Annotated in this window: 24 protein-coding genes and 3 tRNA genes; 12 read left to right on the top strand and 15 right to left on the bottom strand. The window is 53.9% G+C overall.

Annotated features, from left to right (window positions below; genetic code table 11):
* The first annotated feature begins 95 nt into the window (after positions 1–95).
* Positions 96–2,990, top strand: coding sequence for an AMP-binding protein (locus tag PHE17_RS13945; protein WP_301016496.1), 2,895 nt, complete (start codon positions 96–98; stop codon positions 2,988–2,990).
* Here PHE17_RS13945 and PHE17_RS13940 read toward each other — a convergent pair.
* Both PHE17_RS13940 and PHE17_RS13935 read right to left on the bottom strand, forming a co-directional pair.
* Positions 2,985–3,425, bottom strand: a complete 441-nt coding sequence (locus PHE17_RS13940; protein WP_301016495.1) for a PIN domain-containing protein — start codon at positions 3,423–3,425, stop codon at positions 2,985–2,987. The two genes, PHE17_RS13945 and PHE17_RS13940, sit on opposite strands and share 6 nt — an antisense overlap.
* Complete coding sequence (locus PHE17_RS13935; protein WP_301016494.1) at positions 3,422–3,649, bottom strand: AbrB/MazE/SpoVT family DNA-binding domain-containing protein; 228 nt, start codon at positions 3,647–3,649, stop codon at positions 3,422–3,424. The genes PHE17_RS13940 and PHE17_RS13935 overlap by 4 nt, the downstream gene beginning before the upstream one ends.
* A gap of 213 nt (positions 3,650–3,862) precedes the next feature.
* On the opposite strand from PHE17_RS13935, the gene PHE17_RS13930 reads away from it, so the two are divergent.
* Together PHE17_RS13930 and PHE17_RS13925 are read left to right on the top strand one after the other, a co-directional pair.
* Positions 3,863–4,126: a hypothetical protein gene (locus tag PHE17_RS13930; RefSeq protein WP_301016493.1), complete on the top strand. Its 264-nt coding sequence runs from the start codon at positions 3,863–3,865 to the stop codon at positions 4,124–4,126.
* 25 nt (positions 4,127–4,151) lie between these two features.
* Positions 4,152–4,280 carry a hypothetical protein gene (locus PHE17_RS13925; protein ID WP_301016492.1) on the top strand — a complete coding sequence of 43 codons (129 nt, stop codon included), beginning with the start codon at positions 4,152–4,154 and terminating at the stop codon, positions 4,278–4,280.
* 4 nt (positions 4,281–4,284) lie between these two features.
* Here PHE17_RS13925 and PHE17_RS13920 read toward each other — a convergent pair whose 3' ends face one another.
* Positions 4,285–7,128, bottom strand: a complete 2,844-nt coding sequence (locus PHE17_RS13920; RefSeq protein ID WP_301016491.1) for an SUMF1/EgtB/PvdO family nonheme iron enzyme — start codon at positions 7,126–7,128, stop codon at positions 4,285–4,287.
* 171 nt (positions 7,129–7,299) lie between these two features.
* Between PHE17_RS13920 and PHE17_RS13915 the strand changes: the two genes are divergently transcribed.
* Entirely contained in the window at positions 7,300–7,641 is a 342-nt protein-coding gene (locus PHE17_RS13915; protein WP_301016490.1) for a type II toxin-antitoxin system RelE/ParE family toxin, read from the top strand.
* Between the two features lie 12 nt (positions 7,642–7,653).
* Positions 7,654–7,962, top strand: a complete 309-nt coding sequence (locus PHE17_RS13910; protein WP_301016489.1) for an XRE family transcriptional regulator — start codon at positions 7,654–7,656, stop codon at positions 7,960–7,962.
* Here PHE17_RS13910 and dnaQ read toward each other — a convergent pair whose 3' ends face one another.
* The 3 genes from dnaQ to PHE17_RS13895 are packed head-to-tail and all read right to left on the bottom strand — an operon-like array spanning position 7,963 to position 9,903.
* Complete coding sequence (gene dnaQ, locus PHE17_RS13905) at positions 7,963–8,673, bottom strand: DNA polymerase III subunit epsilon (protein WP_301016488.1); 711 nt, start codon at positions 8,671–8,673, stop codon at positions 7,963–7,965.
* Positions 8,670–9,113 (bottom strand): ribonuclease HI, encoded by a 444-nt coding sequence (gene rnhA, locus PHE17_RS13900; protein ID WP_301016487.1) that lies wholly within the window; start codon positions 9,111–9,113, stop codon positions 8,670–8,672. The genes dnaQ and rnhA overlap by 4 nt, the downstream gene beginning before the upstream one ends.
* Positions 9,103–9,903, bottom strand: coding sequence for a class I SAM-dependent methyltransferase (locus PHE17_RS13895; RefSeq protein WP_301016486.1), 801 nt, complete (start codon positions 9,901–9,903; stop codon positions 9,103–9,105). Before PHE17_RS13895 ends, rnhA begins: the two co-directional genes overlap by 11 nt.
* Before the next feature lie 109 nt (positions 9,904–10,012).
* On the opposite strand from PHE17_RS13895, the gene PHE17_RS13890 reads away from it, so the two are divergent.
* The 7 genes from PHE17_RS13890 to PHE17_RS13860 all read left to right on the top strand — a co-directional run bounded on the left by PHE17_RS13890 (position 10,013) and on the right by PHE17_RS13860 (position 15,217).
* Positions 10,013–11,191, top strand: a complete 1,179-nt coding sequence (locus tag PHE17_RS13890) for a transglycosylase SLT domain-containing protein (protein ID WP_301016485.1) — start codon at positions 10,013–10,015, stop codon at positions 11,189–11,191.
* A gap of 2 nt (positions 11,192–11,193) precedes the next feature.
* Positions 11,194–11,805, top strand: a complete 612-nt coding sequence (locus PHE17_RS13885) for an FHA domain-containing protein (protein WP_301016484.1) — start codon at positions 11,194–11,196, stop codon at positions 11,803–11,805.
* Positions 11,780–12,385 carry a 5-formyltetrahydrofolate cyclo-ligase gene (locus PHE17_RS13880; RefSeq protein ID WP_301016483.1) on the top strand — a complete coding sequence of 202 codons (606 nt, stop codon included), beginning with the start codon at positions 11,780–11,782 and terminating at the stop codon, positions 12,383–12,385. Before PHE17_RS13885 ends, PHE17_RS13880 begins: the two co-directional genes overlap by 26 nt.
* 91 nt (positions 12,386–12,476) lie before the next feature.
* Positions 12,477–12,971: a hypothetical protein gene (locus tag PHE17_RS13875; RefSeq protein ID WP_301016482.1), complete on the top strand. Its 495-nt coding sequence runs from the start codon at positions 12,477–12,479 to the stop codon at positions 12,969–12,971.
* 90 nt (positions 12,972–13,061) lie between these two features.
* A complete protein-coding gene (locus PHE17_RS13870; protein ID WP_301016481.1) occupies positions 13,062–13,838 on the top strand; it encodes a hypothetical protein in 777 nt (258 codons plus the stop codon).
* A 65-nt stretch (positions 13,839–13,903) separates the two neighbouring features.
* A complete protein-coding gene (gene rlmJ / locus PHE17_RS13865) occupies positions 13,904–14,755 on the top strand; it encodes a 23S rRNA (adenine(2030)-N(6))-methyltransferase RlmJ (RefSeq protein ID WP_301016480.1) in 852 nt (283 codons plus the stop codon).
* A gap of 9 nt (positions 14,756–14,764) precedes the next feature.
* Positions 14,765–15,217, top strand: a complete 453-nt coding sequence (locus PHE17_RS13860; protein ID WP_301016479.1) for an EVE domain-containing protein — start codon at positions 14,765–14,767, stop codon at positions 15,215–15,217.
* Between the two features lie 3 nt (positions 15,218–15,220).
* On the opposite strand, the gene PHE17_RS13855 is transcribed toward PHE17_RS13860, so the two are convergent.
* The 9 genes from PHE17_RS13855 to lon all read right to left on the bottom strand — a co-directional run bounded on the left by PHE17_RS13855 (position 15,221) and on the right by lon (position 23,089).
* Positions 15,221–15,679: a hypothetical protein gene (locus PHE17_RS13855; protein WP_301016478.1), complete on the bottom strand. Its 459-nt coding sequence runs from the start codon at positions 15,677–15,679 to the stop codon at positions 15,221–15,223.
* Between the two features lie 322 nt (positions 15,680–16,001).
* Positions 16,002–16,607 carry a hypothetical protein gene (locus PHE17_RS13850; RefSeq protein ID WP_301016477.1) on the bottom strand — a complete coding sequence of 202 codons (606 nt, stop codon included), beginning with the start codon at positions 16,605–16,607 and terminating at the stop codon, positions 16,002–16,004.
* Positions 16,604–17,896, bottom strand: a complete 1,293-nt coding sequence (mtaB, locus tag PHE17_RS13845; RefSeq protein WP_301016476.1) for a tRNA (N(6)-L-threonylcarbamoyladenosine(37)-C(2))-methylthiotransferase MtaB — start codon at positions 17,894–17,896, stop codon at positions 16,604–16,606. Before mtaB ends, PHE17_RS13850 begins: the two co-directional genes overlap by 4 nt.
* An 8-nt stretch (positions 17,897–17,904) precedes the next feature.
* Positions 17,905–19,788, bottom strand: coding sequence for a SurA N-terminal domain-containing protein (locus PHE17_RS13840; RefSeq protein ID WP_301016475.1), 1,884 nt, complete (start codon positions 19,786–19,788; stop codon positions 17,905–17,907).
* Between the two features lie 113 nt (positions 19,789–19,901).
* Positions 19,902–19,978, bottom strand: a tRNA-Asp gene (locus PHE17_RS13835).
* 56 nt (positions 19,979–20,034) lie between these two features.
* A tRNA-Asp gene (locus PHE17_RS13830) sits at positions 20,035–20,111 on the bottom strand.
* Between the two features lie 12 nt (positions 20,112–20,123).
* Positions 20,124–20,199, bottom strand: a tRNA-Val gene (locus tag PHE17_RS13825).
* Positions 20,200–20,215: 16 nt separating this feature from the next.
* Positions 20,216–20,566: an HU family DNA-binding protein gene (locus PHE17_RS13820; RefSeq protein WP_301016511.1), complete on the bottom strand. Its 351-nt coding sequence runs from the start codon at positions 20,564–20,566 to the stop codon at positions 20,216–20,218.
* A gap of 99 nt (positions 20,567–20,665) precedes the next feature.
* Positions 20,666–23,089 carry an endopeptidase La gene (gene lon / locus PHE17_RS13815; RefSeq protein WP_301016474.1) on the bottom strand — a complete coding sequence of 808 codons (2,424 nt, stop codon included), beginning with the start codon at positions 23,087–23,089 and terminating at the stop codon, positions 20,666–20,668.
* Positions 23,090–23,103: the final 14 nt, after the last annotated feature.

Here is a 23,103-nt window from a genome sequence, read left to right as displayed (position 1 = left end):
CAGTTTGCGACTTTAACTGCACCTATTGGCAAGCAGGCGGATAAGCCTTAGTCTTCGGTATACACGATAACAATGACATACCGGAGGAGAAAACCATGCCGCCATTGCTTCGCATCCAAGGATTGCCCATATTCCTAGCTGCCCTGCTGCTGACGCCTTTCTTGCCCAGCGGCTTGGAAAGGGCGTTGGGGGTATTGCTGATCACCCTGCCCTTTGCTTTATTCAATGTCTGGCATTACTGGCGGGCGGATGAAAGCCACCAAGATTGGCAAGCGGTGCGGCGACATCCCGACCTGTGGCTGACAATCATGGGCAAAGCGGTGTTCTGGGGCATCATGCTGGTGTTGCTGGCGATTTACCCCACACATTGGTTGTTGTTGATGCTGCCTGCCGTGGGGCTGCTGATTGGGATGCGGATTACGCAACGACTTTCCGTCACCCATATCGAAACCGGGCTGATCCCGGTGGGTGCGCTGGGCATCATGGCGAGCATTATCGTGCTGGGCTGGCAATCTTCCGCCCCTCTGCAAGCCGCGTTGCTGCTGTTTTTGGGCATCATGGGCGGAATTTTTGTCGCACCGTTGCAGGCACTGTTGCGTTACCACGTCCCGCCCGAACAATTGCCGAAAGCAACTCCCATCGACCATTTGACCCAAACGTTGGTGATGCTGGCGTTTGTGGGCATCACCGCCTTGCTGGCGTGGCAAGGTTTCGGTAAGCCGCTGTTATACACTGCCCTGACCGCGACTACCGTGGCGGGCGCGTTGTATACCCTGTACCACATGCCGCAATCCTTGCTGCGCTTCGTATTCAGCCGCCTGTTCCATGCGCGTTACCGCCTGAAAGTGATGGGCTTTGAACACCTGCCCGCTGCCGGTGGCGTATTGCTGCTGGGCAACCACATCAGTTTCATCGACTGGGCGTTGGTGCAAATGGCTTCCCCGCGCCAACTGCATTTCGTGATCGAAAAAGGCTATTACGAACGCTGGTATTTGAAAGGTTTCCTCAACTGGTTCGGCGTGATCCCCATCAGCAGCGGTGCGAGTGCCGATTCGCTGGAAAAAGTGACCGAGATGCTGAAAGCGGGCGAAGTGGTGTGCTTGTTCCCCGAAGGTTCGATCAGCCGTACCGGGCAGTTATCCGACTTCAAACGCGGCTATGAAAAGGCCGTGAAAGATACCGGGGCGGCAATTGTGCCGTTTTACCTACACGGACTATGGGGCAGCCGTTTTTCACGGGCGGGTGGTTTCTTGCGGGAAAACCGCCAGTCTGGGTTCAAGCGTGACATCGTGGTGTCGTTTGGCAAAGCCTTGCCCGCAACCATTCCGGCACACGAGTTAAAGCAGAAAGTGTTCGACCTGTCGTTTGCCTCGTGGGATGCGTATTCGCACATGATTGACCCGATTCCGGTCAACTGGCTGCGGGCGGCAAAACGCATGAGTTTTCGCATGGCGGCGGCAGATGTGATCGGCGAACCGATGAGCCATCACCGTTTCATGACAGCGGTATTCCGCTTCGCCGCACTGATCAAAAAACTTAGCCCGGAACAGAATATCGGCCTGTTGTTACCCACCAGTGCTGGCGGCGCGATTGCCAATATGGCGGTGCTGACCTTGGGCAAAACCATCGTCAATTTAAACTACACCGCCAATGCCGAATCCATGCAAAGTGCGGTGCAACAGGCCAGCTTGCAACGGGTTTACACGTCCAAACGTTTCCTCGAAAAGCTCAAAGAACGAGGAATTGATATTGCCGCGATCTTGCCCGCTACCCCACTGACTTTCCTCGAAGATTTAAAGGCTGAAATTCCTAAGCACCAATTGCTGACCACATTGCTGATGGTGATGTTATTGCCCACCCGCCTGCTGCAATGGCTGTACATTCCCAAAATTGATCTAGATGCGACGGCGGCAATCCTGTTTTCCAGCGGTAGCGAGGGTGCGCCCAAAGGTATTGAGCTTTCGCACCGTAACTTGGCAGTGAATGCGCGGCAGGTAGCGGATGCGCTCAACACCCTCGACAACGACGTGATCATGGGTACGTTGCCGACCTTCCACGCCTTCGGCTTGCTGGCAAGCACACTGATGCCACTGTCGGAAGGCATCCCCATCGTGTGCCATCCAGACCCCACCGATGCGGTAAATATCGCCAAGGGCGTGGCGCGTTACGAAGCCACCTTGCTGTTCGGCACGGGCACATTCCTGCGTTTGTATGCGAAAAATTCCCGCGTACACCCGCTGATGTTCCAATCCTTGCGCTACATCGTGGCGGGGGCAGAAAAACTTGCGCCGGAAGTCCGCCGCCTGTTCCTTGACCGTTTCGGCAAAAAACTGCTGGAAGGCTATGGCGCGACCGAAACCTCGCCTGTTGCCAGCGTCAACCTGCCCGACCAACTCGACACCCGCTACTGGAAAGTGCAAGCCGCTAACAAAGAAGGTACGGTCGGCCTGCCACTGCCGGGAACCAGCTTCCGCATCGTTGACCCGAATACGTTGGAAACTTTGCCCACTGGCGCGGATGGCCTGATCCTCATTGGAGGCCCGCAAGTCATGAAAGGCTATTTGAATGCGCCGGAAAAAACCGCGCAAGCCATCGCCGACATCGACGGGCAACGCTGGTACAAAACTGGCGACAAGGGGCATGTGGACGAAGACGGCTTCCTCACCATCGTCGACCGCTATTCGCGCTTCGCCAAACTGGGCGGGGAAATGGTTAGCCTGACTGCCGTCGAGCAGCAAGTGCGGCAAATCCTCGGCGACGCTGAACTGGAACTGGTCGCGGTTAACTTACCGGATGATAAAAAAGGCGAAAAGATCGTGCTGCTGATGGCGGGTGCGCATGACGAAGCAGCGGTGAAACGCAAATTGCTGGATGGTGGGATGAATCCGCTGATGATTCCATCCACCATCCGCAGCTTGACGGAGATTCCGAAGTTGGGGAGTGGCAAGACAGACTTCGGGTCGGCGCGGAAGGTGGCGGAGAGTTTATAGCCGATACTCGCCGCTTTCCTCATGAACTGACGGTTTTTTGTAGGGAAGCGGCAATTGAGCGCACTTCACCGTTTCAAACTCAGGGTCTTTATGCACCAGTGTCGCGCCTTGCAGCAAAGCACTGGCAGCAATCCATGCATCTGCCATTGAAACCCGGCAGGTGGCTTTCAATTCCGCCGCCTTTTCCAGCAATTCCACCGATTCGTGAACCCAGTCGATGGGCAGAGATTTGCACTGCTCATACGCCAACCGCCCCGCTTGCTCGTTCTCATCCTTCCAGACACGGTAGAGAATTTCCATCTGGCTCATGAAACAGGCAAAGCATTTAGCCTGCCCATTTTCGCACTGCTGAAGAATATCGCTGACGGTATCCGCACCATCTTCTTCATCCCACAAGGCAAGCAATGCAGAGGTATCCAGCAGGTAACGCTTCATTCCCGCTCCTTGTCGAAAGCACGCTCTGCCAACAAGCGCTCGACTGATCCCTTCCGTTTGCTACCGCCCCGGAAAGCGTCGATAGGATTTTCCTGTACCGGAATGACACGGATGGTATTGTTCTCAATCACCCATTCCAGCCGGTCAGCAGCGGACAGGTGGAAGAAACGCCGAACTTCGGCGGGGATGACGGTTTGACCACGGGAGGTGATGGTGCTGCGCATAGCGGCACTCCTTGAATTACTTAATTACAAAAATAGTAATTCACTCGAAGGGGTGATGCAAGAAGATTAAAAGAATCGCCAGCATGGCTGGCTCCTACAAGAAAGCGGGTAAACAAAAACAGGCGGGACGTTCGACAACGCTACCAGCCCCGCCTGCCGCATCCTTGCTATCTATTTGGCTTTCCCATCCTTGCGAAGCCCGGAAAGAAGGTCATGGACACCCCAACGCACGCTCCGGCTGACCGTGGGCAGACGGACTCTGGCGAATGGAGCCTGATACTCCAAGGGCGGACTGGATGCACGCAAAACACGCAAACCGACATTGTTGTTACGGTTGTCTGTGTTGTTCCTGTTGCGGGCGGACGGGCGCGAGAACACCGTATTGTTGTTCCACGAACCGCCCCGCGACACACGACGCGCTCAGCCTTCTTCCCGTTACTGAACATAGGCTGGATTGGTGGTAAGCGCAAGACGTAATTTGAACCCGCTGTAGGAGCTTGCCTTGCAAGCGATTCCCCCGAAGAATCGCCAGCAGGGCTGGCTCCTACAGAAAGAAGGGACACCTCACCGCCGCCGCTCCCGGCAAGCACCGCAGCACCTGAACCAGCGTGCCACCAACGGTAAAGGATAAAGGGTTAAGGAGTCCTGGATGCACGCAAAACACGCAAACCGACAGTGCTGTAACGGTCGTCTGTGATGTACCTGGAGCGGGCGGACGGGCGCGAGAACACCGTATGGCCGTTCCACGAACCGCCCCGCGACACACGACGGTTAGAAGCAGCATCGGGCTTCGCACACTCGCCTTCACTGCCATCAAAGTCAGTTTTCCATTCCGAACACGTCCATTCCCAGACGTTGCCAGCAGTGTCATACAGACCGAAAGGATTGGGTTTAAAACTGCCGACAGGCGCGACAAATTTATTATCCCATTGGCTACCACAGTCCAAACAGTTGGCATTGTTCTGCCCAACTTCATCACCCCACCAATAGTCCGTCGTGGTTCCGCCACGGGCGGCATATTCCCATTCCACTTCGGTCGGCAGGCGGTAAACATCACCCGTTTTGGTACTGAGCCATTGCAGATAGCCTTGGGCATCATTCCATGACACATTCACCACCGCCCGTTGTCCACGCCCGTTTTCATTCGGTGCATTACCGGGGTATTCCGGCGATTTTTCCGCCCCCTGTTGCGACCACACATAGTAATCGTATTGCAAGTAAGTGATTTCGTATTTACCCAACGCAAACGGTTCTTGCAGGGTTCCTTGGGTGGCAGGAAAACCAATGTTGTTTGACTCTTTGATTCCCGCCTTAACGATGGCATCAGCCCAGTCTGCATCGCTATCCCCAACCTGAAACGCATCGGTTGTAAACGGAATATCCACCATTTCCGGCAAGGGTTCAGCCAATAATCCCCAGTTCATCAGGCGGAATTTTTGTTGCTCAAGCATATAACCCGGAGGGAAGCCGTGATTCAGTGTCCACAGGTAAGATTCGCCAACGAACCCCAGCAGCAACGCCAGCGCACCACCTTGCACCCACGCCATACGGCGGCTACGGCGCAGAAAACGTTCATCGACACTGCCGCGCTCTGGGCGAAGCTTGCGGTAGGCGCGTAATTCGCCCCAGCCTGCCAGACTGAACCAACGCCCCCACGCTGATTTTCCCTGCCATTCCTTGGCTTGCCGTGCCAGTTGGTCACGGTAAAAACCGCGTTCGCGGTTCTTGTCGATGTAGTCGTAGAGGGTTTTCCAGTAGCCGACCAGCTTGCCGCTGGCTTCATCCTTGCCTTTGGCGCGAATCAGGGTTTCGTGGATGAGATCAACCGACAGTACGCTATCGGTTGGGGATGGGTTTCTTTCTTCGCCCACCACAGTCAGCAGCCGTAAACTCCCGTTCGCCTTGCGGTTGCTGCCATCTGGTTCCAGCCTGCCGCTCAGGTAGTCAATGATCTTTTGCCCGCGCACCGGGTCGGCTTTTCTACCGCCCGCTGCCAATCGCGCTTCCCCCAAGGGCAAACGGCGGCGGGTGTGGCGACCTTCGTCATTGATGCGGGTCAGTGACAGCAGCAGTTCCAGCGCGTCGGCTTTACCTTTGGGCAAATCCCTGTCCAGCAGTGCCAACAGTGCATCCGCCTGTTCTTCCAGCAATCCGGCAATGCCGCCTTTGCTGAGGTACAGCTCACCACTGAGGCGGTTGCCTTCGCGCTGTTCCCACAATACCCGCAAGGCGTTTTCCACCAGCGGCAACGCCCCCGGTTCACCTTTGGCATCATTGAGCATCACCGTTGTCACCGCGCTCACATCCAACCCAGCCAGCCGTGCGGGTTGCTCAATCGCCTCCTGCAAGCCACGCTGCGTCACAGTCGGCAGCAAATACCGCTCGCACAACCGCTGACGATACAGCTCTTTCAAGCACGGTAATTGCTCGAAATGCTCCAGAAAGTCGATACGCACCGTGCTAACCACAAACAGCGGGCAATCCTTGTCTTGCAGCGCGGTGTAAAGCTGGCGGTCAAAGGCGAGTTTTTCGGTCGGGTCGGAAAAGGTGAACAGTTCCTCAAACTGGTCAACCACCAACAGGAAGGCTTTGCCGTCTTGCTTGAAATCACGCAGGCGCAACGCCAGTGCCTTGTCATCCGCTAACAGGCTTTGGTAACGCTTGCCGATGTCGCGCTGGTGTTGCTCCGCTAATAGCGAATGTTCCAACACTTCCGCCAGTTGTTGCAGCGGCTTTTCCCCCGGCATCATCGGCTTGAGGATGTGCCAGTGTTCGTAGCCCGTCCGCGCCCACAAGATACCCTGCTGGATCAGCGGCAACATCCCGGCATTCACCAGTGAAGACTTGCCCGAACCGCTATTGCCTTCGATTTGCAGCCAGCGGCAATATTGCTTATCGACGCGGATATGGTCGGGGCGCACGTCATCGCGCAATGTGCCAAGCAGTTTGAGCGCGTCCAGCGTTTCCCCGCGCCGCCCAAAGAACAAGTTGGCATGTTCCGGCTGAAAGGCACTCAAGCCAAGGAATGGGCAACCGTCAAAGGTATTGCTGTCATCCAGCAGTTCGCTTTTGCGCTGGATTGCATCAATCAGCGTAGCAGGCAACGCTTCACCCGTCTGCCAACGCTGAATCTGGAATAGACTCAAAAACGGTGGTAGCTTGGTCAAATCACCTTCCGGCAACAGGATAGGGAAAATCGGCAAACGCAAAGCGTCATCGTGCGGGGAAAGGTTGCGGCTCAAGGCATACTGCACTTCCGCCCCCACCCAGCGCCGCACCCCTTCGCGCCCATAGAGCAACACGAAGGCAGAACAACCTTGCAGTGCGGTTTGCAAGCGTTCCATCCAGCTGTCGCCAGCGCGGATGGAATCTTCATCGCGGAATACCGTAAATCCGGCTTTTTCCAGTTCGGTACGTAGCGCAACTGCCGCTTCCAGATTGGTGCGGCTGTAACTGAGGAAGATGTGTGGTTCTGCCATGCTCATTTTCCAAGCTCATCGGGGTAGCTGGATTATCGCATAAAATATTACCGGGACGATGCAGCCATAAAGCGCAAATTGAAGGAAACTGACGCTTATCGGAAAACACTTCCAGCACCCTTTAATATCTTTTAGAGTATATACTTTATAACGTATAATCAGGTATCAAGCATGTGGGAAATCCTGACGGTTGAGGTATTCAATGAATGGTTTTTGAGCCTCAATGACGCAGAACAGACCGATGTCCTCGCCAGCATCCACCTGCTTGAAGTCCGTGGCCCACAACTCGGACGGCCTTACGTGGATACGCTGGAAGGCACAACGGTCAGCAACCTCAAGGAACTACGGATACAACATCAGGGCAGGCCATACCGGGTATTTTTCGCATTTGACCCTGTGCGCAGGGCAGTCCTACTGTGTGGCGGCGACAAAACCGGGGACAAACGTTTCTACAAACGCATGATCCCAGTGGCAGAACGTGAATTCAAAAAGCATCTGGACAGCTCCAGATAAACAAGGTGCAACATGGCAAAACCGTTATCAGAACTGCTCAAGCAAGTTTCACCTGAGGTGAAAGCCGCCGCTTCCGCGAAAGCAGTTGAAATGCTGGCGGAACTGACCTTGGCAGAATTACGCCAACAACGCGGCAAAACCCAAGTAGAAGTGGCGCAATCCATGGGCATCCAACAGCCCAATGTGGCGCAACTTGAAAGGCGGGATGACATCTACCTTTCTACCTTGCGCAAATATGTGGAAGTGCTGGGCGGACGCCTAGAACTGACTGTCTGTTTCCCGGATGGGGCATCGGCAAACATTCACTTGCAGCACCTATAATCACTCCGCAAACAAACACTTGCCCGCCGACTTGGTAATTGCCGCCACGCGCTCAGCGTGTGCCGCCAACTCTTCCTCGCTGGCTTGGATCACGCGCAAACGGCTGACATCCGCCACCACCCGACGGATGCCCGCGCCGCCGCCTGCATCACGGTTGCTGTCGTCTTCACCGCCGAGCGAGAGGCTGACTTGTCCGCCCGTCATGGCGAGGTACACATCCGCCAGAATCTCCGAGTCCAATAACGCGCCGTGCAAGGTGCGGTGGGCGTTGTTGATTTCGTAGCGTTTGCACAGCGCGTCCAAACTGGCACGTTGACCGGGGAACATGCGCCGCGCCATCACCAGCGTATCCGTCACCGCGCAATAATCGGTCAGTGGTTTATACGCCGGATCAATCAATTGCAGTTCGTTATTGAGGAAACCAATATCGAACGGGGCGTTGTGGATGATCAGTTCCGCACCGCGCAGGTAATCCAGTAGCGCTTCCACAATATCTTCAAAGCGCGGTTTGTCGGCAAGGAACGCATTGCTGATCCCGTGGACGGCTTCCGCTTCAGCATCAATCTCGCGGTCAGGCTGCAAATAGTGGTGGAAGGTGCTGCCCGTCAGTCGGCGGTTAACCATTTCCACGCAACCGATTTCGATGATGCGGTGGCCTTCTTTGGGGTCAAGTCCGGTGGTTTCCGTATCGAGGATGATTTGGCGGCTCATAATTTTTTCTCGTCGATGGCTTTGTTGGCGAGTTGGTCAACCCGTTCGTTTTCGTCGTGCCCGCTGTGGCCTTTGACCCAGCTCCATTCAATTTGGTGGGTAGCGACTGCCGCGTCCAGCCGTTGCCAAAGCTCCTGATTTTTGACGGGCTTTCCGGCAGCAGTTTTCCAACCTTTGCGTTTCCAACCGCCAATCCATTCCGTAATGCCCTGCATGACGTATTTGGAGTCGGTCGTCAGCACCACGTGGCAAGGGCGTGTCAGGGTTTCTAAGCCTTGGATTGCCGCCATCAATTCCATCTGGTTATTGGTGGTTTCCGGCTGGTAGCCGTACAGCTCACGCTCAGTCCCGTTGTAACGCAGCAAGGCTCCCCAACCGCCCGGCCCCGGATTGCCCCGGCACGCGCCATCGGTAAAAATTTCGACCATTTTATTTGACATTGTTTGGCTCTTTGCGGGAGACACGCCCTGCCCCCCGGTTAACGACGATTCCCGGCCTGAGCACCTGCACGGCCTTGCGTGAAGGCAGCAGCGGCGTCATGTTGGAAACCTTTTTCTGTGCGTGGATGATCATTACATTACCAACACTCAGCTTGAACTTATCACCCAAAGCATCCAGCCACCGGGTATGCTGAAAAAGCTGTTCGCCGCCAAATGCGGGGCAGAAACCGACCGAAACCGTTTCCAGCACTTCAAACCCCAGCACATTCAACCACTCACGCACGCGGAAGGTACTGTAAGTATGGCAAGGCATCTGCTTGCGCCTGTGCCAGTAGCGCAATTGCCCCAGCCCCCGGAAACTGAACGGGTTAAAACCGATCAGGATGCAATGCCCTTCGGGAACCAAGACCCGCTCGATTTCGCGCAACACCTGATGCGGCTGCGGGGTGCAATCCAGCGCGTGGCTGGCGACCACCAAATCCAGATTGGTGAAATCAAACGGCAAGTGTTCGGGCGTGCCCACCGCGCTGACGCTTTCGCCCAGTACTGTGCCTAAAGAAAAGTGGCTGGCAATGCGTGATTCGGACAAAAAGTTTTGTTTACCTGCCAAAACCCCGGTTTCCAGCGCGTAGTAACCGAACACATCCGCCGTCATGCGGGTAACGGTTGCTTGCACCGCCGCCAGCGTGGCTTGGCCTGCCTGCGTTGCATACCAACGCCTGCACATTGCCGTACCGGGTGGAAGCTGTCGTGTTGGGAATGTTGCGTTCAGCGGTTTTTCCTTGTTCATCAGAATGGTACGTATTATATTCGGGCTTACCGTCAAACGATCCCGCCCTAGCAAATTATAGCGGCGAATCAGGATCGACATAATAACAATGGGCTTACGGAATAAAACAATGATAAAAATGAGCACGTATGCGCTAGTCGCAACATCCCTCGTTGCTGTTTTCAGTGGTTCGGGCTGTTCCAGCACGATGGCAAAACCTACCGCCGCCAAAGCCAAACTGCAAAAAGCATCCTTCGTCCGGTCATCTTCCCATTCAAGCAACCACATCCAAGATGCCGTTTACCGCACGTCGACAGGTAAAAAATCAAAAGCCGCGCTGGATCAGGATTTTGACACTTGGGATCGCGTCTTCCAAGGTTTTCAGCTAGATAGCAATGCCAGCAACCCGAAGGTGCAGTACTTCGTCAATTATTACGGGCGCAATCCCCGCCAACTGACCATGCTCTCGGAACGTGCCAGCGTGTTCCTGCACATGATCGTACATGAAGTTGACCGGCGCAACATGCCCACCGAACTGGCGCTGTTGCCGTTCGTGGAAAGTGCTTTCGACCCGGATGTGTTTTCCCAAGCGGGCGCGGCTGGCCTGTGGCAATTCATCCCAGATACCGGGCGGCGCTACGGCTTGCAACAAAACAAGCAATACGACGCACGCATGGATCCGTTTGCCTCCACCGGGGCAGCACTCAATTACCTGCAAAAACTGCACGACGATTTCAATGGCGACTGGTTGCTGGCATTGGCTGCCTACAATTGCGGTGAAGGGCGTGTGCAGCGTGAAATCGACAGCAACCGCAGCCAAGGTTTGCCCACCACGTTTTGGTATCTTTCCCTGCCGAAAGAAACCCGTGAATACGTCCCGCGCCTGTTGGCTTTCAAAGAGCTGATCAGCCACGCCGACCGCTATGGTATTGCTTTGGCTGATACGCCGGATGAGGCAAGGCTGGCGCAATTACACATTGATAAACCCGTCAACCTGCGCCAAGCGGCCTTGAAAGCGGGGCTGGATGCCAACCATCTGGTGGCACTGAACCCTTACTTCCGCACCGGCATTGCCACGCCGCAATATTCCAACCGCATTATCCTGCCACGTGAAAATGCCCGGCGTGTGGCGGAAATCATTGAGGCGTTACCGCCCGCGCAACTCACCTTTGTCAGCTATTCTCCGCACAAGTACAACACCTTGGGAACCACCCGCACTGGCAAAAAAATTTCCAACGGTACACAATACTCCCGTATTAAACCTAAGCTGCGTACTGTGCAGCGTAACGCGAAAAAGGTTACTGTCTAATCATGCCCGAACTGGTTGTGCTGCTGGACAAACAAATCATCAAACGCATTGCCATAAAAGGAACCAGCGTTACGCTTGGGCGTCACCCCAAGTGTGATGTTGCGCTGCCCGACCGTACCATCAGTTTGCACCACGCCCGGATTACAATGGTGCGCGACGATTGCTTCCTCGAAGACCTCGACAGTACCAATGGAACCTACGTCAACCGCCTGTCGGTTGAGCAACATTATTTGGAAGACGGCGACTCGATTGATTTGGGCAAATACCGCGTGGTGTTCCGTTCCGAACAAAAGGTTGATTCCCAACTGCAACGTTTGAGCATCCACCCCAAGCTGATGGAACCCACCTTCCCCGCGTGGCTGAAAGTATTGGATGGGCGCAAATCCGGTTACATCATCCCGCTCATCCAAGAACGGGTGGTATTGGGCAACCAACAAACCCGGCAAATCCTGATTGAGCGCAGCACCCTCGGCGAATATATTATCCGGGAAGCGGGCAAAGAAGCTGCCCGTACCTCGCGCAAACTCATTCCGGGCGAAGAATTACGGGTTGAGGATGTACTCTTCCAGTTTTGCCTAAAAAACCCTGATGCCAACAACCATACATCCCCCTGAAAAAACCTTACGGCGACAGATTCGCCAACAACGCGCCGCCCTCCCCCAACACGAGCAGCAAGCACTTTCCCGCCAGATTGCACGTAACCTTTACGCCCAACGCACCTTCCGTAACGCCCGCCACATTGCCCTGTATTTGCCAGTACGTGGGGAGGCTGACCCGCGTTTGTTACGCCAATGGGGATTGCCGCGCCAACGGTTTTACCTGCCAGTGCTGTCGCCACTCAAGGACAGCCGCTTATGGTTTGTCCGTTGGGATGAGAAAACACGTTTCCGTATGAACCGCTTCCGTATTCCTGAACCCTACCCACGCCACCGTCACCGACGCCCTGCCCGCTGGCTGGATTTGGTGGTAACACCATTGCTGGCGTTCGATACACTGGGAACCCGTTGGGGCATGGGCGGCGGTTTTTACGACCGGACATTTGCCTTCAAACAACGCAGAACTACCATGCAACGCCCCAGTTTGACCGGCTTTGCTTATGCTTTCCAACAGCGGGAAAAACTGGTACGCCAGACGTGGGATGTGCCGTTAAATGCCGCCGCAACCGACGCCAGTTTTTTTGAATTTAAGCACTAGCATATATTAGAATATACTGATATAGTAACTACATGATCAGCGTAACGTACATAGACTGGTCGCTAGATAACCCGCACTAGGAGAATTCGAGATGAATAAATTACTGATTGGCCTGAGCCTGTTGGCTGTATCTGCAACTGCAAACGCAAACTTCTTTGACAGCAACAATGGCGAGTGGAAAATGGGTCCTAACGGCCCTTACTACGAAGAAAGCGATTGGCCAGAATGGACTCCAATGTACTGGATGGAAGAAATGTCCGACAGCTTTAGCGACGATAACGACGACAGCGGCTTCGGTAACATGCCTTTCATGGGCGGCAATAACAGCTTCGGCAACATGCCTTTCATGGGCAACAACAACAATAACTACCCAATGATGCCTTACGGCGCTCCAATGGGCTACGGTCAAGCACCTATGATGGCTCCACCAATGGTTGGCGCTCCTATGATGCAACCACAAATGATGCCGATGGCTCCAATGCCAATGCAGCCGCAAATGATGCCTATGCCTGCGCCAATGGCTGCCCCAGTAGGGACACCAGGCCCAGCCGCAGCACCTGCGCCAACCGCGCCAGCAACTAACTAATTCACCTCTCAACGGGGTATACTGAGCAGGCCGGTTTATCCGGCCTGTTTTACGTTAGCGTGACCGACTCTAGGAAGGGAGCAAACACCAATGAAAAAAACGATTGCAGCAATCATTTTGGCAACCGCCGCAGGCAGCGCAAGCGCCAATGGCTGGGGCTTTAACAATTTCAACATGAACCCTGATTTTAATTGGGGCAGCAGCCCGTCATGGGGCAATTCCGGTAATGGCTTCAACTGGGGCAATGGCCCATCCGGCTGGAATGGCGGCCCTAACATGGGCTGGAGCAACGGCCCGTCATGGGGTAACGGTTCCAACTTCCCGAACATGGGTTGGAATAATGGCCCGTCATGGGGTAACGGCTCCAATTTCCCGAACATGGGATGGAATAACGGCCCGTCATGGGGTAATGGCCCGAACGTTCCCAACATGGGCTGGAACAATGGCCCGTCTTTTGGTAATGGTTCCAACTTCCCGAACATGGGTTGGAACAACGGCCCATCTTTTGGTAACGGCTCCAACTTCCCGAACATGGGATGGGGTAACAATACGCCACGTTTCAACCCCCGCATGGCGCCAATGCCAACGCCGCCCGGCATGACAATGCCTGAGCCGCCTGTTGCACCAGCTGCACCGGAAGCAGCCGCCAACGCTACTGTTGCACCCGTACCAGCACCTACTGCCGCACCTGTTGCACCAGAGGCAGCCGTCACTGCCGCACCTGTAGTATCTGCGCCTACTGCACCTGCCAGCGTTCCGGCTCCTGAAGCAGCACCAACAGCGACACCTGGCCCGGCAACAGCAACGTCTGTAGCACCTGTCACGCCAGCAGCCAGCACTACGCCACCTGCGACTACCGTACAGTAAGTACCCATCCCTAAAAACAGGCGCGGTGTTATTGCATCGCGCCCTGCCCAGCGAAGGACAAAACCTTGCTCAGCTACCGTCACGCTTTCCACGCAGGCAACCATGCCGATGTCATCAAACACCTCGTACTGGTACTAACGCTGGACTATTACCAAAGCAAAAACAAACCTTTCTGGTACATCGACACCCACGCGGGCAGTGGCCTGTACAAACTGACGGGTTCAGAAGCCCAAAAAACCCGTGAATTTGCCCAAGGCATCCAAGCCCTTTGGCAGGTAGGGCAGATACCTGCCAGTGTACAAACCTATCTCAATCTAATTAGGCAACTGAATCCCCAACAGGATCAACTGCACCGCTACCCCGGCTCCCCGTGGCTGGCAGCACAAATGCTGCACCCCACCGATGCCATGCGCCTGTTCGAGTTACACCCAATGGATTTTCGCGCACTGGAAACCCTGTTCGGTGACAACAAACACACACAAATCCGCAAACAAGATGGCTTGCAAGGCTTACTGGGCTTACTTCCCCCCATTACACGCCGCGCCGTTACCCTGATTGACCCATCTTACGAGCTGAAAAGTGATTACACCGAGGTCATCAGCACCTTGGCAAAAGCGCACAAACGTTTTGCGACCGGCACTTACCTGCTGTGGTATCCGGTCATTTCACGCCAACGGGTACGGCAAATGACCAATGAATTGCAAAAAACAGGTATACCCGACATCCTGCAAATCGAGTTTTGCCCCAGCGCAGACAGCGATGGCATGGGCATGACGGGCAGCGGGCTATTTGCCATCAACCCACCTTGGCTGCTGGCGAAACAAATGCGCGAAGTATTACCGTGGCTGATGGAACGCATGGCTGATGCCAGCGGGCATTTCACCGTACAGCAGATTACCCCAGAAAAACGGGCATAAGGGCAAAAGATGCAATACTGGCTGATGAAATCAGAACCCGATGCCTTCGGGATTGATGACCTAGAACGGGTAGGTATTGAACCGTGGGATGGGGTACGCAATTACCAAGCCCGCAACATGATGCGTGACCAGATGCAGGTCGGCGATCAGGTATTTTTTTACCATTCCAACTGCGATGTCCCCGGCATTGTAGGTATTGCGGAAATAGCGGCTCGCGGCTACCCCGATGACACCGCCTGCAACCCCGAAGCCAAATATTATGACCCCAAAAGTACCGCAGACAATCCACGCTGGTATCGGGTGGATGTGAAATTTGTACGCCACGTAAGGCGCACGATCAGCTTGGTAGAGTTGAAGAATCGCCCGGAACTGGCAGACATGCCACTGGTACGTAAAGGCAATCGCCTATCCATCATGCCTGTCACTGAACAGGCATGGCTGGATATTCTCGCGTTGGAATGAGGTTTAGTGTTTCGCGTTTGCTTTACACTCAGCCGCACCGGGGCCAAACAATGGACACATCCCCGGTGGTAACTTAACCCCCGGCGGCAATCCCGCATTCGCGTCAGGCTTAGCTGCATCCGTATCAGGCTTTTCCGGTGTTTTTTCAACAATGGCAGGGGCAACAGGCGGAACAACAACTGGCGGAGGGGAAACCTCGACAGGAACAGCAACGGCAGGAACAACTTCCTGCACTGGCGGTGGCGGAGTCGTTGGCTCTACCGCAACGGCGGGCTTATCCACTTGGACAGGTGATGATGTAACAGTCGGGGTAGCGTTGTTTGAGTTAGAAGAATAGAGCGATACAGCGGCTGATACAGCAACAAGCAGCAGAACGAGTGGCAAAATAATTTGCAACGCATTCAGCCACTTTTCCTCTATGGAAGGGGGTGGCAAATTCTGTTTGATGATGAGCTTGGGCATGGGGTAGTTCCGGCTTCATTATTTCGTTAAGACCACGTATTCCTACCATGCATTAACCAACTTAATGGTTGCATAGCATAACAGTAACATAACATTCCTTTATTCGCCCGCCACTAACTGACTGACAAAATGGTGCTTTTCATCCCTGTACGGATCGGTATGGACAAATTCTGACTAATTGATCCATACACTCAGACTATCAAGAACGCACCAATCACTAACTGGGCATACATAAGATCGCATATAAAACTGAATAGTTCCTGAATGCAACACAAATTAAGAAAAGCGGGTGATATGCCCGCTTTTTGCTTAAAAAACAATCTTATATTGCTTGCCCAGCAGGTGGCGGAGCGTTTGCGGGGGGAGTAGGCGGCTGTTGGGCAGGTGGTACAATCAAATCCTTTTGTAGCTGGTCGACCCCTTTCTTCAATGCGTCATTTAACTGGTTGACGCTATCGGACAGTGCCCGGTCGAGGTCTTTCAAGCCATTTTGCATAAAACTGTTCAACTGGTCGACGACTGCGCCCATCGCGCCACTGACCATCGAACCCATGGTTTTTTGCACATCAACTTGCCATTTATCCTTGTCGTTGCTGCGCACCAGCATAGTACGCACCGGAATCGGCATATCGCCTTTTTCCCCGCCGTACAGCACGGTAGCCACTTCGGCAACATTGTCCTGTATCTTGATTTCACCCGTCTCAAAACGTTGTGCCGAGATACCCTTGTTACTGAGGAATTGCAGGTACTGGGTACTTTCCCATGTCACCAGTTCCTTGGTCTTTTCCATGTCCCCAGCTAACACCGCTTGCCAGAACTGTTCCGTGGTCTCACGCACTTTTTGCGACTCGGAAGAGAAAAGGCAACCTGACAACACGATACCGAGCAGCACAGCATAAATGCCAAAACTTAGTGACCTGATATTCATCCTTCCAAACTCCCGCATAGCATCCCGCCATCCGCAGCCACACCCTGTAAAGTTGCCTGCGCAATGACATTTTCCAGATGTTTATTATCTGACACCGATACCATTACTTTACAGTAGTTTGGAGTATAGCCGGTATAAACCTTCTGCCCATCCGTTTCTTGACGCCCGTATTCCCACAAGACAGGGACAGTTTTACCGACTTGCTGCTGTAACCAATCGTGCTTCAGGCGTTCTGCCAGCAGATGCAGTGCTTGGCTGCGTTGCTTCTTGACCAACTCAGGCACGGGGTCGGGTAAACCTGCCGCTTTCGTACCTTCCCGCGCTGAATAGCTAAAGATGTGGATGTGACCAAAGCCAACCGACTCAAGGTACGCCAACGACTGTTCCCACTCGTGTTCCGTTTCACCCGGAAAACCCACGATAATATCGGTGGTGACATTGAAACCCGGAATGTTTTGCCGCGCTTGCACCAGCAACTCGCTAAATTCGCTAGTCTTACAACGCCGCGCCATGCGCCGCAGCACCGAATCCGCGCCGCTTTGCAAAGGTAAATGCATGTGCGGCATCAAACGGGGGTTACTGAACAGGGCAAAGAAACCGTCCGGTAAATCCCACGGCTCGACCGATGCAAAACGGATGCGCGGCATGTCGGTTTCCCGCAGGACTGCTTGCACCAAAGCGTATAAGGAAGTGCCAATGTCACTGCCGTACCCGCCCACATGCACACCCGTAAGCACGATTTCTTGGATACCCTGCTGATGCAATGTGTTGATTTCGGCAATGATCTCCGCTTCAGTACGGCTACGCTCATCGCCCCGCGCTACGGTGACGATGCAAAACGTACAGCGGTAACGGCAACCGTCTTGAATCTTGATGAAAGCACGCTGACGCCCACGTAAAAACAATGGCGTTTCGCCCGGTTCGGTTGCCATTGCAGGCATCACCGGCAGTGCGAAAGCCTGCATGACTTGTTGGGGAAGTTGGTCTTTTTCCGCATTGGGCACAACCAGATCGACACCGATGGCATCGGCAACTTCTTTGGCTTGCAAGGTGGCGTAACAACCGCTGACCACTAGACGGGCTTCTGGGTTTTCCCTGTACATCCGGTGCATCAGGCGGCGTGACTTGCCGGAGGCATCGTTAGTCACGGCGCAGGTATTGAGCACCAATACATCGGCATCAGGCACGTTGGGCACGATTTCATGCCCAGCAGCACGGAACTGCTGTGACCACTGCTCCAATTCTGCCTCATTGAGACGGCATCCCAATGCCTTAAGGTGAACTTTCATGCAGCCCGTTACAGGTTCTCAGGATGGGTTACAATGTCCGCCGTTTCGCGTAAACCTTGCAACATGGCGTCCAACTCACGTGACCCGGTGCTTTGATCATAGACCGCGCCGGAAGCAGCATCCAATGCTGTTTCACCGGCTTTGACCGATTTCAGCGCCATCACCACGTAATCACCGTTTGCCAACACAACACTTGACCAGCTTGCCTTACCTGCGGCGGGTTGCGTCATGCTGAACAACTGATCGGCAACTTCTGGAGCCAACGCACTACCAGTGCGCCCTACCAGACCCGGTTTCTCAACCGCCGTTTCAGCGCCCAAGCCAGAGGCTGTCAGGACTGACCATGCTTGGGCGGCAGTGAGTTTTTTCAGTAAATCTTCGCCTTTTTGCGCGGTCAACTTGCGGGCTTCCTGCGCCAACAAGCTGGTACGGATTTCTGCTTTTACCGCATCCAGTGGTTTTTGCGTGGAATCTTCGTGGTTGATAACCCGCACCACCACTGCATGACCATCAGCCAGTTCCAGCATGTCGGAATTCTTGCCTGATTTCAGCACATCTTCTGCAAAGGCCGCAGTACGCACTTTCTCATCAGCCGCAACCCCTTGCCCTTGGGAACGGGTAATCCAGTCAGATTGCTGGATGGTTAAGCCCACTGCTTTAGAGACAGGTTCCAGTGCACCGTCATTCTCGTAAGCCAGCTTTTGGATTTGGTCAGCCTTGTCAGCAAACTCCTTGTCAGCCTGTTCCTTACGGTAATCTTGCTCAACCGTTGCGCGGGCTTGCTCGAAGGTTTTCTGCACCGCTGGCTTGAGTTCAGTGATGCGGATAATTTCATAACCGGCTTCGGTTTTAACCGGGGCAGAGGTTTCCCCTGCTTTCAACGCTGAAACCGCTTTAACAAATTCAGGCCCCCAGTCGCTGGTAACAATCGTACCAATCAGGCCATTCTTCTCAGCCGCAACTTTGTCATCGGAATCGGTTTTGGCAATGTCTTCAAAGGTGCGCTTGCCCGCCTGCATATCAGCGTACAAGGCATCAATGCGCTTCTTGGCATCTGCGTCTTTCGCGGGGTCTGCCACACTCACCAGAATATGGCTGGCAGTGCGTTCTTCCGGCTGTACGAAATGCTCGGCGTTTTCTTCAAACCATTTCTTCAATGTAGGTTCATCAACTGCAATTTTCGCTGCCAAATCGTCGCGCTTCATTTCCAAATATGCCAACTTGGCTTTTTCTTCGGTCATGAAGGAGGCTTTATTTTGCGTGTAATACTGGGAAACCTGCTCATCCGTCACTTGGGCTTGCGCTTGGGAATCGGCGGCTTTCAAGGTAAAGAGTTCGACTTCACGCTGTTGGTTACGCAAGGATTGGTAACGTTCCGCTTCGGCTTTTGGCAGGAACGCAGTATCCAGCACCGCCCCGCGCAATTGCTGCTGGGACAAATCCGTGCGTACCCGTGCTTCAAAATCCGCCGGGTCACGGCGCTGCGTTTTCAGCAGGTTTTCATAGGTCTGCTTATCAAACTTGCCATCTTTTTGGAAAACGTCGATGGCAGCAATTGCATCAGCCACTTCCTGATTGCTGGCGCGGTAGCCACCGTCCCTAATTTTCTGCTGCATCAGGGTTTGGTTGATAACCGAATCCAAGGCCGCTGTTTTCAGTGCCGCATCATCCAAACCCGCTGGCAATTTCCCGCCAAACTGCTGTTTCATTTCCAGCAGGGCATTTTGCACAGCCTGCACAGGGATTTCTTCCCCATTGACGACCGCTGCCGACAGCTTGCCGCCGCCTTCAAAATAGGAATTGATGCCGAACAGAGCGAATGGAATAGTAATCAGACCGACGATTGCGTATGCAATCCAACCTTTGGCCTTGTCATGAATATTTTGCAGCATGATCTTTGTTCGTTTTTGTCAATGTGTTGGTAAATGAATAATTAATGCGCACGCCCCACGGGCGCAAGCACGCATCATACATTAAGACGGGAAAGGAAGGAATGGGAAAAAAGTGGCGGAGCGGACGGGACTCGAACCCGCGACCCCCGGCGTGACAGGCCGGTATTCTAACCGACTGAACTACCGCTCCGCGATTTTTTAAAAGCAACAAAAAGGATACCTTGCTGGTATCCTCTTCTGAATAGTTGGCGGAGCGGACGGGACTCGAACCCGCGACCCCCGGCGTGACAGGCCGGTATTCTAACCGACTGAACTACCGCTCCGCGCGATGAAAATGGTGGGTAGTGAGGGGCTCGAACCCCCGACATTCGCCTTGTAAGGGCGACGCTCTACCAACTGAGCTAACTACCCGTCAGTGGAAAGTGCGCTATTGTACGGCATCCTTTAGCGCTTTACCAGCTTTAAATGCAGGAATTTTTGCTGCATCAATCTGAATTGCTTCATTGGTGCGCGGATTGCGTCCTGCGCGGGCTTGACGCTCACGAACCAAGAACGTACCGAAGCCCACCAAAGCGACTGAATCACCTTTCGCCATGGATTCTGTAATCACTTCAACAAACGCTTTGAATGCGCGGTCAGTATCAGCTTTTGTCAAGCCTGATTTTGCTGATACTGCGTCAATCAGTTCAGATTTATTCATAAAATGTTTCCTTGTGAATTCGTTATAGAGGAAAACCGAAACACTCCTGCCACTTGAAAACCAGCAGAGCCACCCAATGCGGATACGCCCGACAGTTATACCAGTGACATCTGAAATATGTCAACAAAATGACGGGCTTCAACCGCACTACAAGCATTTCATCCCGTGCTAGGTCAACTAATGTGTCCTTGCTGGAGCGGTTTCCTCTTCTTCTGGCACAGGGGTAGCCGTTGCCGACTGTGCGCCGTTTTCATCATCATCAAGGTCTTCATTGTCTGCCAAAGGCTCTGGTGGACGTTCTAAGGCTAACGCCAATACTTCATCAATCCATTTGACCGGACGGATTTCCAAGCCCTTTTTGACATTATCTGGCACTTCTGCCAAATCCTTTTCATTTTCGCGCGGGATCAATACTAGCTTGATGCCACCGCGATGCGCTGCCAACAATTTTTCTTTCAGGCCACCAATAGGCAGCACTTCGCCGCGCAAGGTAATTTCACCTGTCATGGCCACATCCGCCCGCACGGGGATGCGTGTCATGGCAGAAACCATCGTTGTTACCATCCCAATCCCGGCACTCGGGCCGTCTTTGGGGGTAGCACCTTCCGGCACGTGGATATGTACATTGTGCTGGCGTAGGAACTTACGGGTAATGCCCAAACTGCGGGCGCGGCTTTTAACCACGGTTTCTGCCGCGTGGATGGACTCTTTCATGACTTCGCCCAGACGCCCGGTGCTCTTGATCATGCCATTACCCGGCAACAAAGCACTTTCGATGGTCAGCAAATCGCCACCAACGGATGTCCACGCCAGCCCAGTCACTTGACCGATCTGGTTTTTCTGGTCAACACGCCCGTAATCGAAGCGCTTGACCCCAAGGTATTTTTCAATATTGCGTGGGGTAATGGCGGTTTTCTTCTTGCCGCTGAGCAAGTGATCCTTAACCGCCTTACGGCACAGCTTGGAAATTTCGCGATCAAGGTTACGCACACCGGCTTCACGGGTGTAATGGCGCACGATGTCCAAAACGGCGGAATCGCTGATAGACAACTCGCCCTTTTTCAGGCCATTCGCGCTGATCTGTTTAGGGATCAGGTAATTGCGGGCGATACTGAGCTTTTCATCCTCGATATAGCCGGGAATGCGGATGACTTCCATGCGGTCAAGCAATGGCCCCGGAATGCGCATACTGTTGGAGGTTGCCACAAACATCACGTCTGAAAGGTCGAAATCGACTTCCAGATAATGGTCGGAAAAGGTGTGGTTTTGTTCCGGGTCGAGCACTTCCAACAAAGCGGAAGACGGGTCGCCACGGAAATCAGTCGACATTTTGTCGATTTCATCCAGCAGGAACAGCGGGTTACGTGTCCCCACCTTGGTCAAATTCTGGATAATTTTACCCGGCAATGAGCCGATGTAAGTGCGGCGATGCCCCCGGATTTCGGCTTCATCACGCACCCCACCCAAGGCCATGCGGGTAAATTTACGTCCGGTAGCGCGGGCGATGGATTGCCCCAATGAGGTTTTACCCACACCCGGAGGCCCCACCAAACACAGGATCGGGCCTTTGAGCTTTTTCACCCGCTGTTGCACGGCGAGGAATTCAAGGATGCGCTCTTTGACTTCATCCAAACCGTAATGGTCTTCGTTCAACACTTTTTCTGCGGTTGGCAGGCTGTTGTTGACCTTGGATTTTTTCTTCCACGGCAGGTTTGCCAACCAGTCGATGTAGTTACGCACGACAGTGGCTTCGGCAGACATCGGCGACATCATTTTCAGCTTATGCAGCTCGGTGGTGGCCTTGTCCTTGGCTTCTTTGGACATCCCGGCGGCGTCGACCTTGCGGGTAAGCTCTTCCATTTCATTGGGCGCGGCGTCATCCATTTCGCCCAATTCTTTTTGGATGGCTTTGATCTGCTCGTTTAGGTAGTACTCGCGCTGGCTGCGCTCCATCTGCTGTTTGACGCGCCCACGGATTTTCTTTTCCACCTGCAACAGGTCAATTTCGCCTTCGATCAGCTCCATCAAATACTGGATGCGCTCTTCCACATCGAGCATTTCCAGTACTTTCTGCTTTTCGGCAATTTTCAGCCCCAGATGCGCGGCAATGGTATCCGCCAAACGGATCGGGTCATCAATGCTGGATAAAGACGAGAGGATTTCCGGCGGAACTTTTTTGTTCAGCTTGACGTATTGCTCGAACAGGCCGACCAAGGAACGGCTCAGTGCATCGACTTTACGCGCATCCGCCAAAATGGAAGCACGCAGCTCCACTTCAGCCGAGGAAAAGTCGTTTTCCTTGTCAATGGCAATGATTTCTGCCCGCTCCAGCCCTTCCACCAGCACTTTCAGCGTGCCATCTGGCAGCTTCAGCAGTTGCAGGATGGTGGCAAGCGTGCCGACGGTATGCACATCCTCAATGTCCGGGGCATCCACTTCCGCGCTTTTTTGGGCGACCAGCAGGATTTGTTTATCATGCTCCATCGCCATATCGAGCGCTTGGATGGATTTATTCCGCCCAACGAACAAGGGGATGACCATGTGGGGATAAACCACTACGTCACGCAACGGTAATACGGGAACAACCAATGTCTTAGCCATAACAATCACTCATG

It is taken from the genome of Thiothrix sp., assembly GCF_028714775.1.
Classification (GTDB): domain Bacteria; phylum Pseudomonadota; class Gammaproteobacteria; order Thiotrichales; family Thiotrichaceae; genus Thiothrix.
Note: the sequence above shows the minus strand (reverse complement) of the source record. Positions and strands in the feature narration are given on the sequence as shown.

Bases quoted from the DNA above. Each gene is read 5' to 3' on its own strand.
- PHE17_RS13945 (WP_301016496.1), top strand. From the start codon at position 96: ATGCCGCCATTGCTTCGCATCCAAGGATTGCCCATATTCCTAGCTGCC.
- PHE17_RS13940 (WP_301016495.1), bottom strand. From the start codon at position 3,425: ATGAAGCGTTACCTGCTGGATACCTCTGCATTGCTTGCCTTGTGGGAT.
- PHE17_RS13935 (WP_301016494.1), bottom strand. From the start codon at position 3,649: ATGCGCAGCACCATCACCTCCCGTGGTCAAACCGTCATCCCCGCCGAA.
- PHE17_RS13930 (WP_301016493.1), top strand. From the start codon at position 3,863: ATGGACACCCCAACGCACGCTCCGGCTGACCGTGGGCAGACGGACTCT.
- PHE17_RS13920 (WP_301016491.1), bottom strand. From the start codon at position 7,128: ATGGCAGAACCACACATCTTCCTCAGTTACAGCCGCACCAATCTGGAA.
- PHE17_RS13915 (WP_301016490.1), top strand. From the start codon at position 7,300: ATGTGGGAAATCCTGACGGTTGAGGTATTCAATGAATGGTTTTTGAGC.
- PHE17_RS13910 (WP_301016489.1), top strand. From the start codon at position 7,654: ATGGCAAAACCGTTATCAGAACTGCTCAAGCAAGTTTCACCTGAGGTG.
- dnaQ (WP_301016488.1), bottom strand. From the start codon at position 8,673: ATGAGCCGCCAAATCATCCTCGATACGGAAACCACCGGACTTGACCCC.
- rnhA (WP_301016487.1), bottom strand. From the start codon at position 9,113: ATGTCAAATAAAATGGTCGAAATTTTTACCGATGGCGCGTGCCGGGGC.
- PHE17_RS13895 (WP_301016486.1), bottom strand. From the start codon at position 9,903: ATGAACAAGGAAAAACCGCTGAACGCAACATTCCCAACACGACAGCTT.
- PHE17_RS13890 (WP_301016485.1), top strand. From the start codon at position 10,013: ATGATAAAAATGAGCACGTATGCGCTAGTCGCAACATCCCTCGTTGCT.
- PHE17_RS13885 (WP_301016484.1), top strand. From the start codon at position 11,194: ATGCCCGAACTGGTTGTGCTGCTGGACAAACAAATCATCAAACGCATT.
- PHE17_RS13880 (WP_301016483.1), top strand. From the start codon at position 11,780: ATGCCAACAACCATACATCCCCCTGAAAAAACCTTACGGCGACAGATT.
- PHE17_RS13875 (WP_301016482.1), top strand. From the start codon at position 12,477: ATGAATAAATTACTGATTGGCCTGAGCCTGTTGGCTGTATCTGCAACT.
- PHE17_RS13870 (WP_301016481.1), top strand. From the start codon at position 13,062: ATGAAAAAAACGATTGCAGCAATCATTTTGGCAACCGCCGCAGGCAGC.
- PHE17_RS13860 (WP_301016479.1), top strand. From the start codon at position 14,765: ATGCAATACTGGCTGATGAAATCAGAACCCGATGCCTTCGGGATTGAT.
- PHE17_RS13855 (WP_301016478.1), bottom strand. From the start codon at position 15,679: ATGCCCAAGCTCATCATCAAACAGAATTTGCCACCCCCTTCCATAGAG.
- PHE17_RS13850 (WP_301016477.1), bottom strand. From the start codon at position 16,607: ATGAATATCAGGTCACTAAGTTTTGGCATTTATGCTGTGCTGCTCGGT.
- mtaB (WP_301016476.1), bottom strand. From the start codon at position 17,896: ATGAAAGTTCACCTTAAGGCATTGGGATGCCGTCTCAATGAGGCAGAA.
- PHE17_RS13840 (WP_301016475.1), bottom strand. From the start codon at position 19,788: ATGCTGCAAAATATTCATGACAAGGCCAAAGGTTGGATTGCATACGCA.
- lon (WP_301016474.1), bottom strand. From the start codon at position 23,089: ATGGCTAAGACATTGGTTGTTCCCGTATTACCGTTGCGTGACGTAGTG.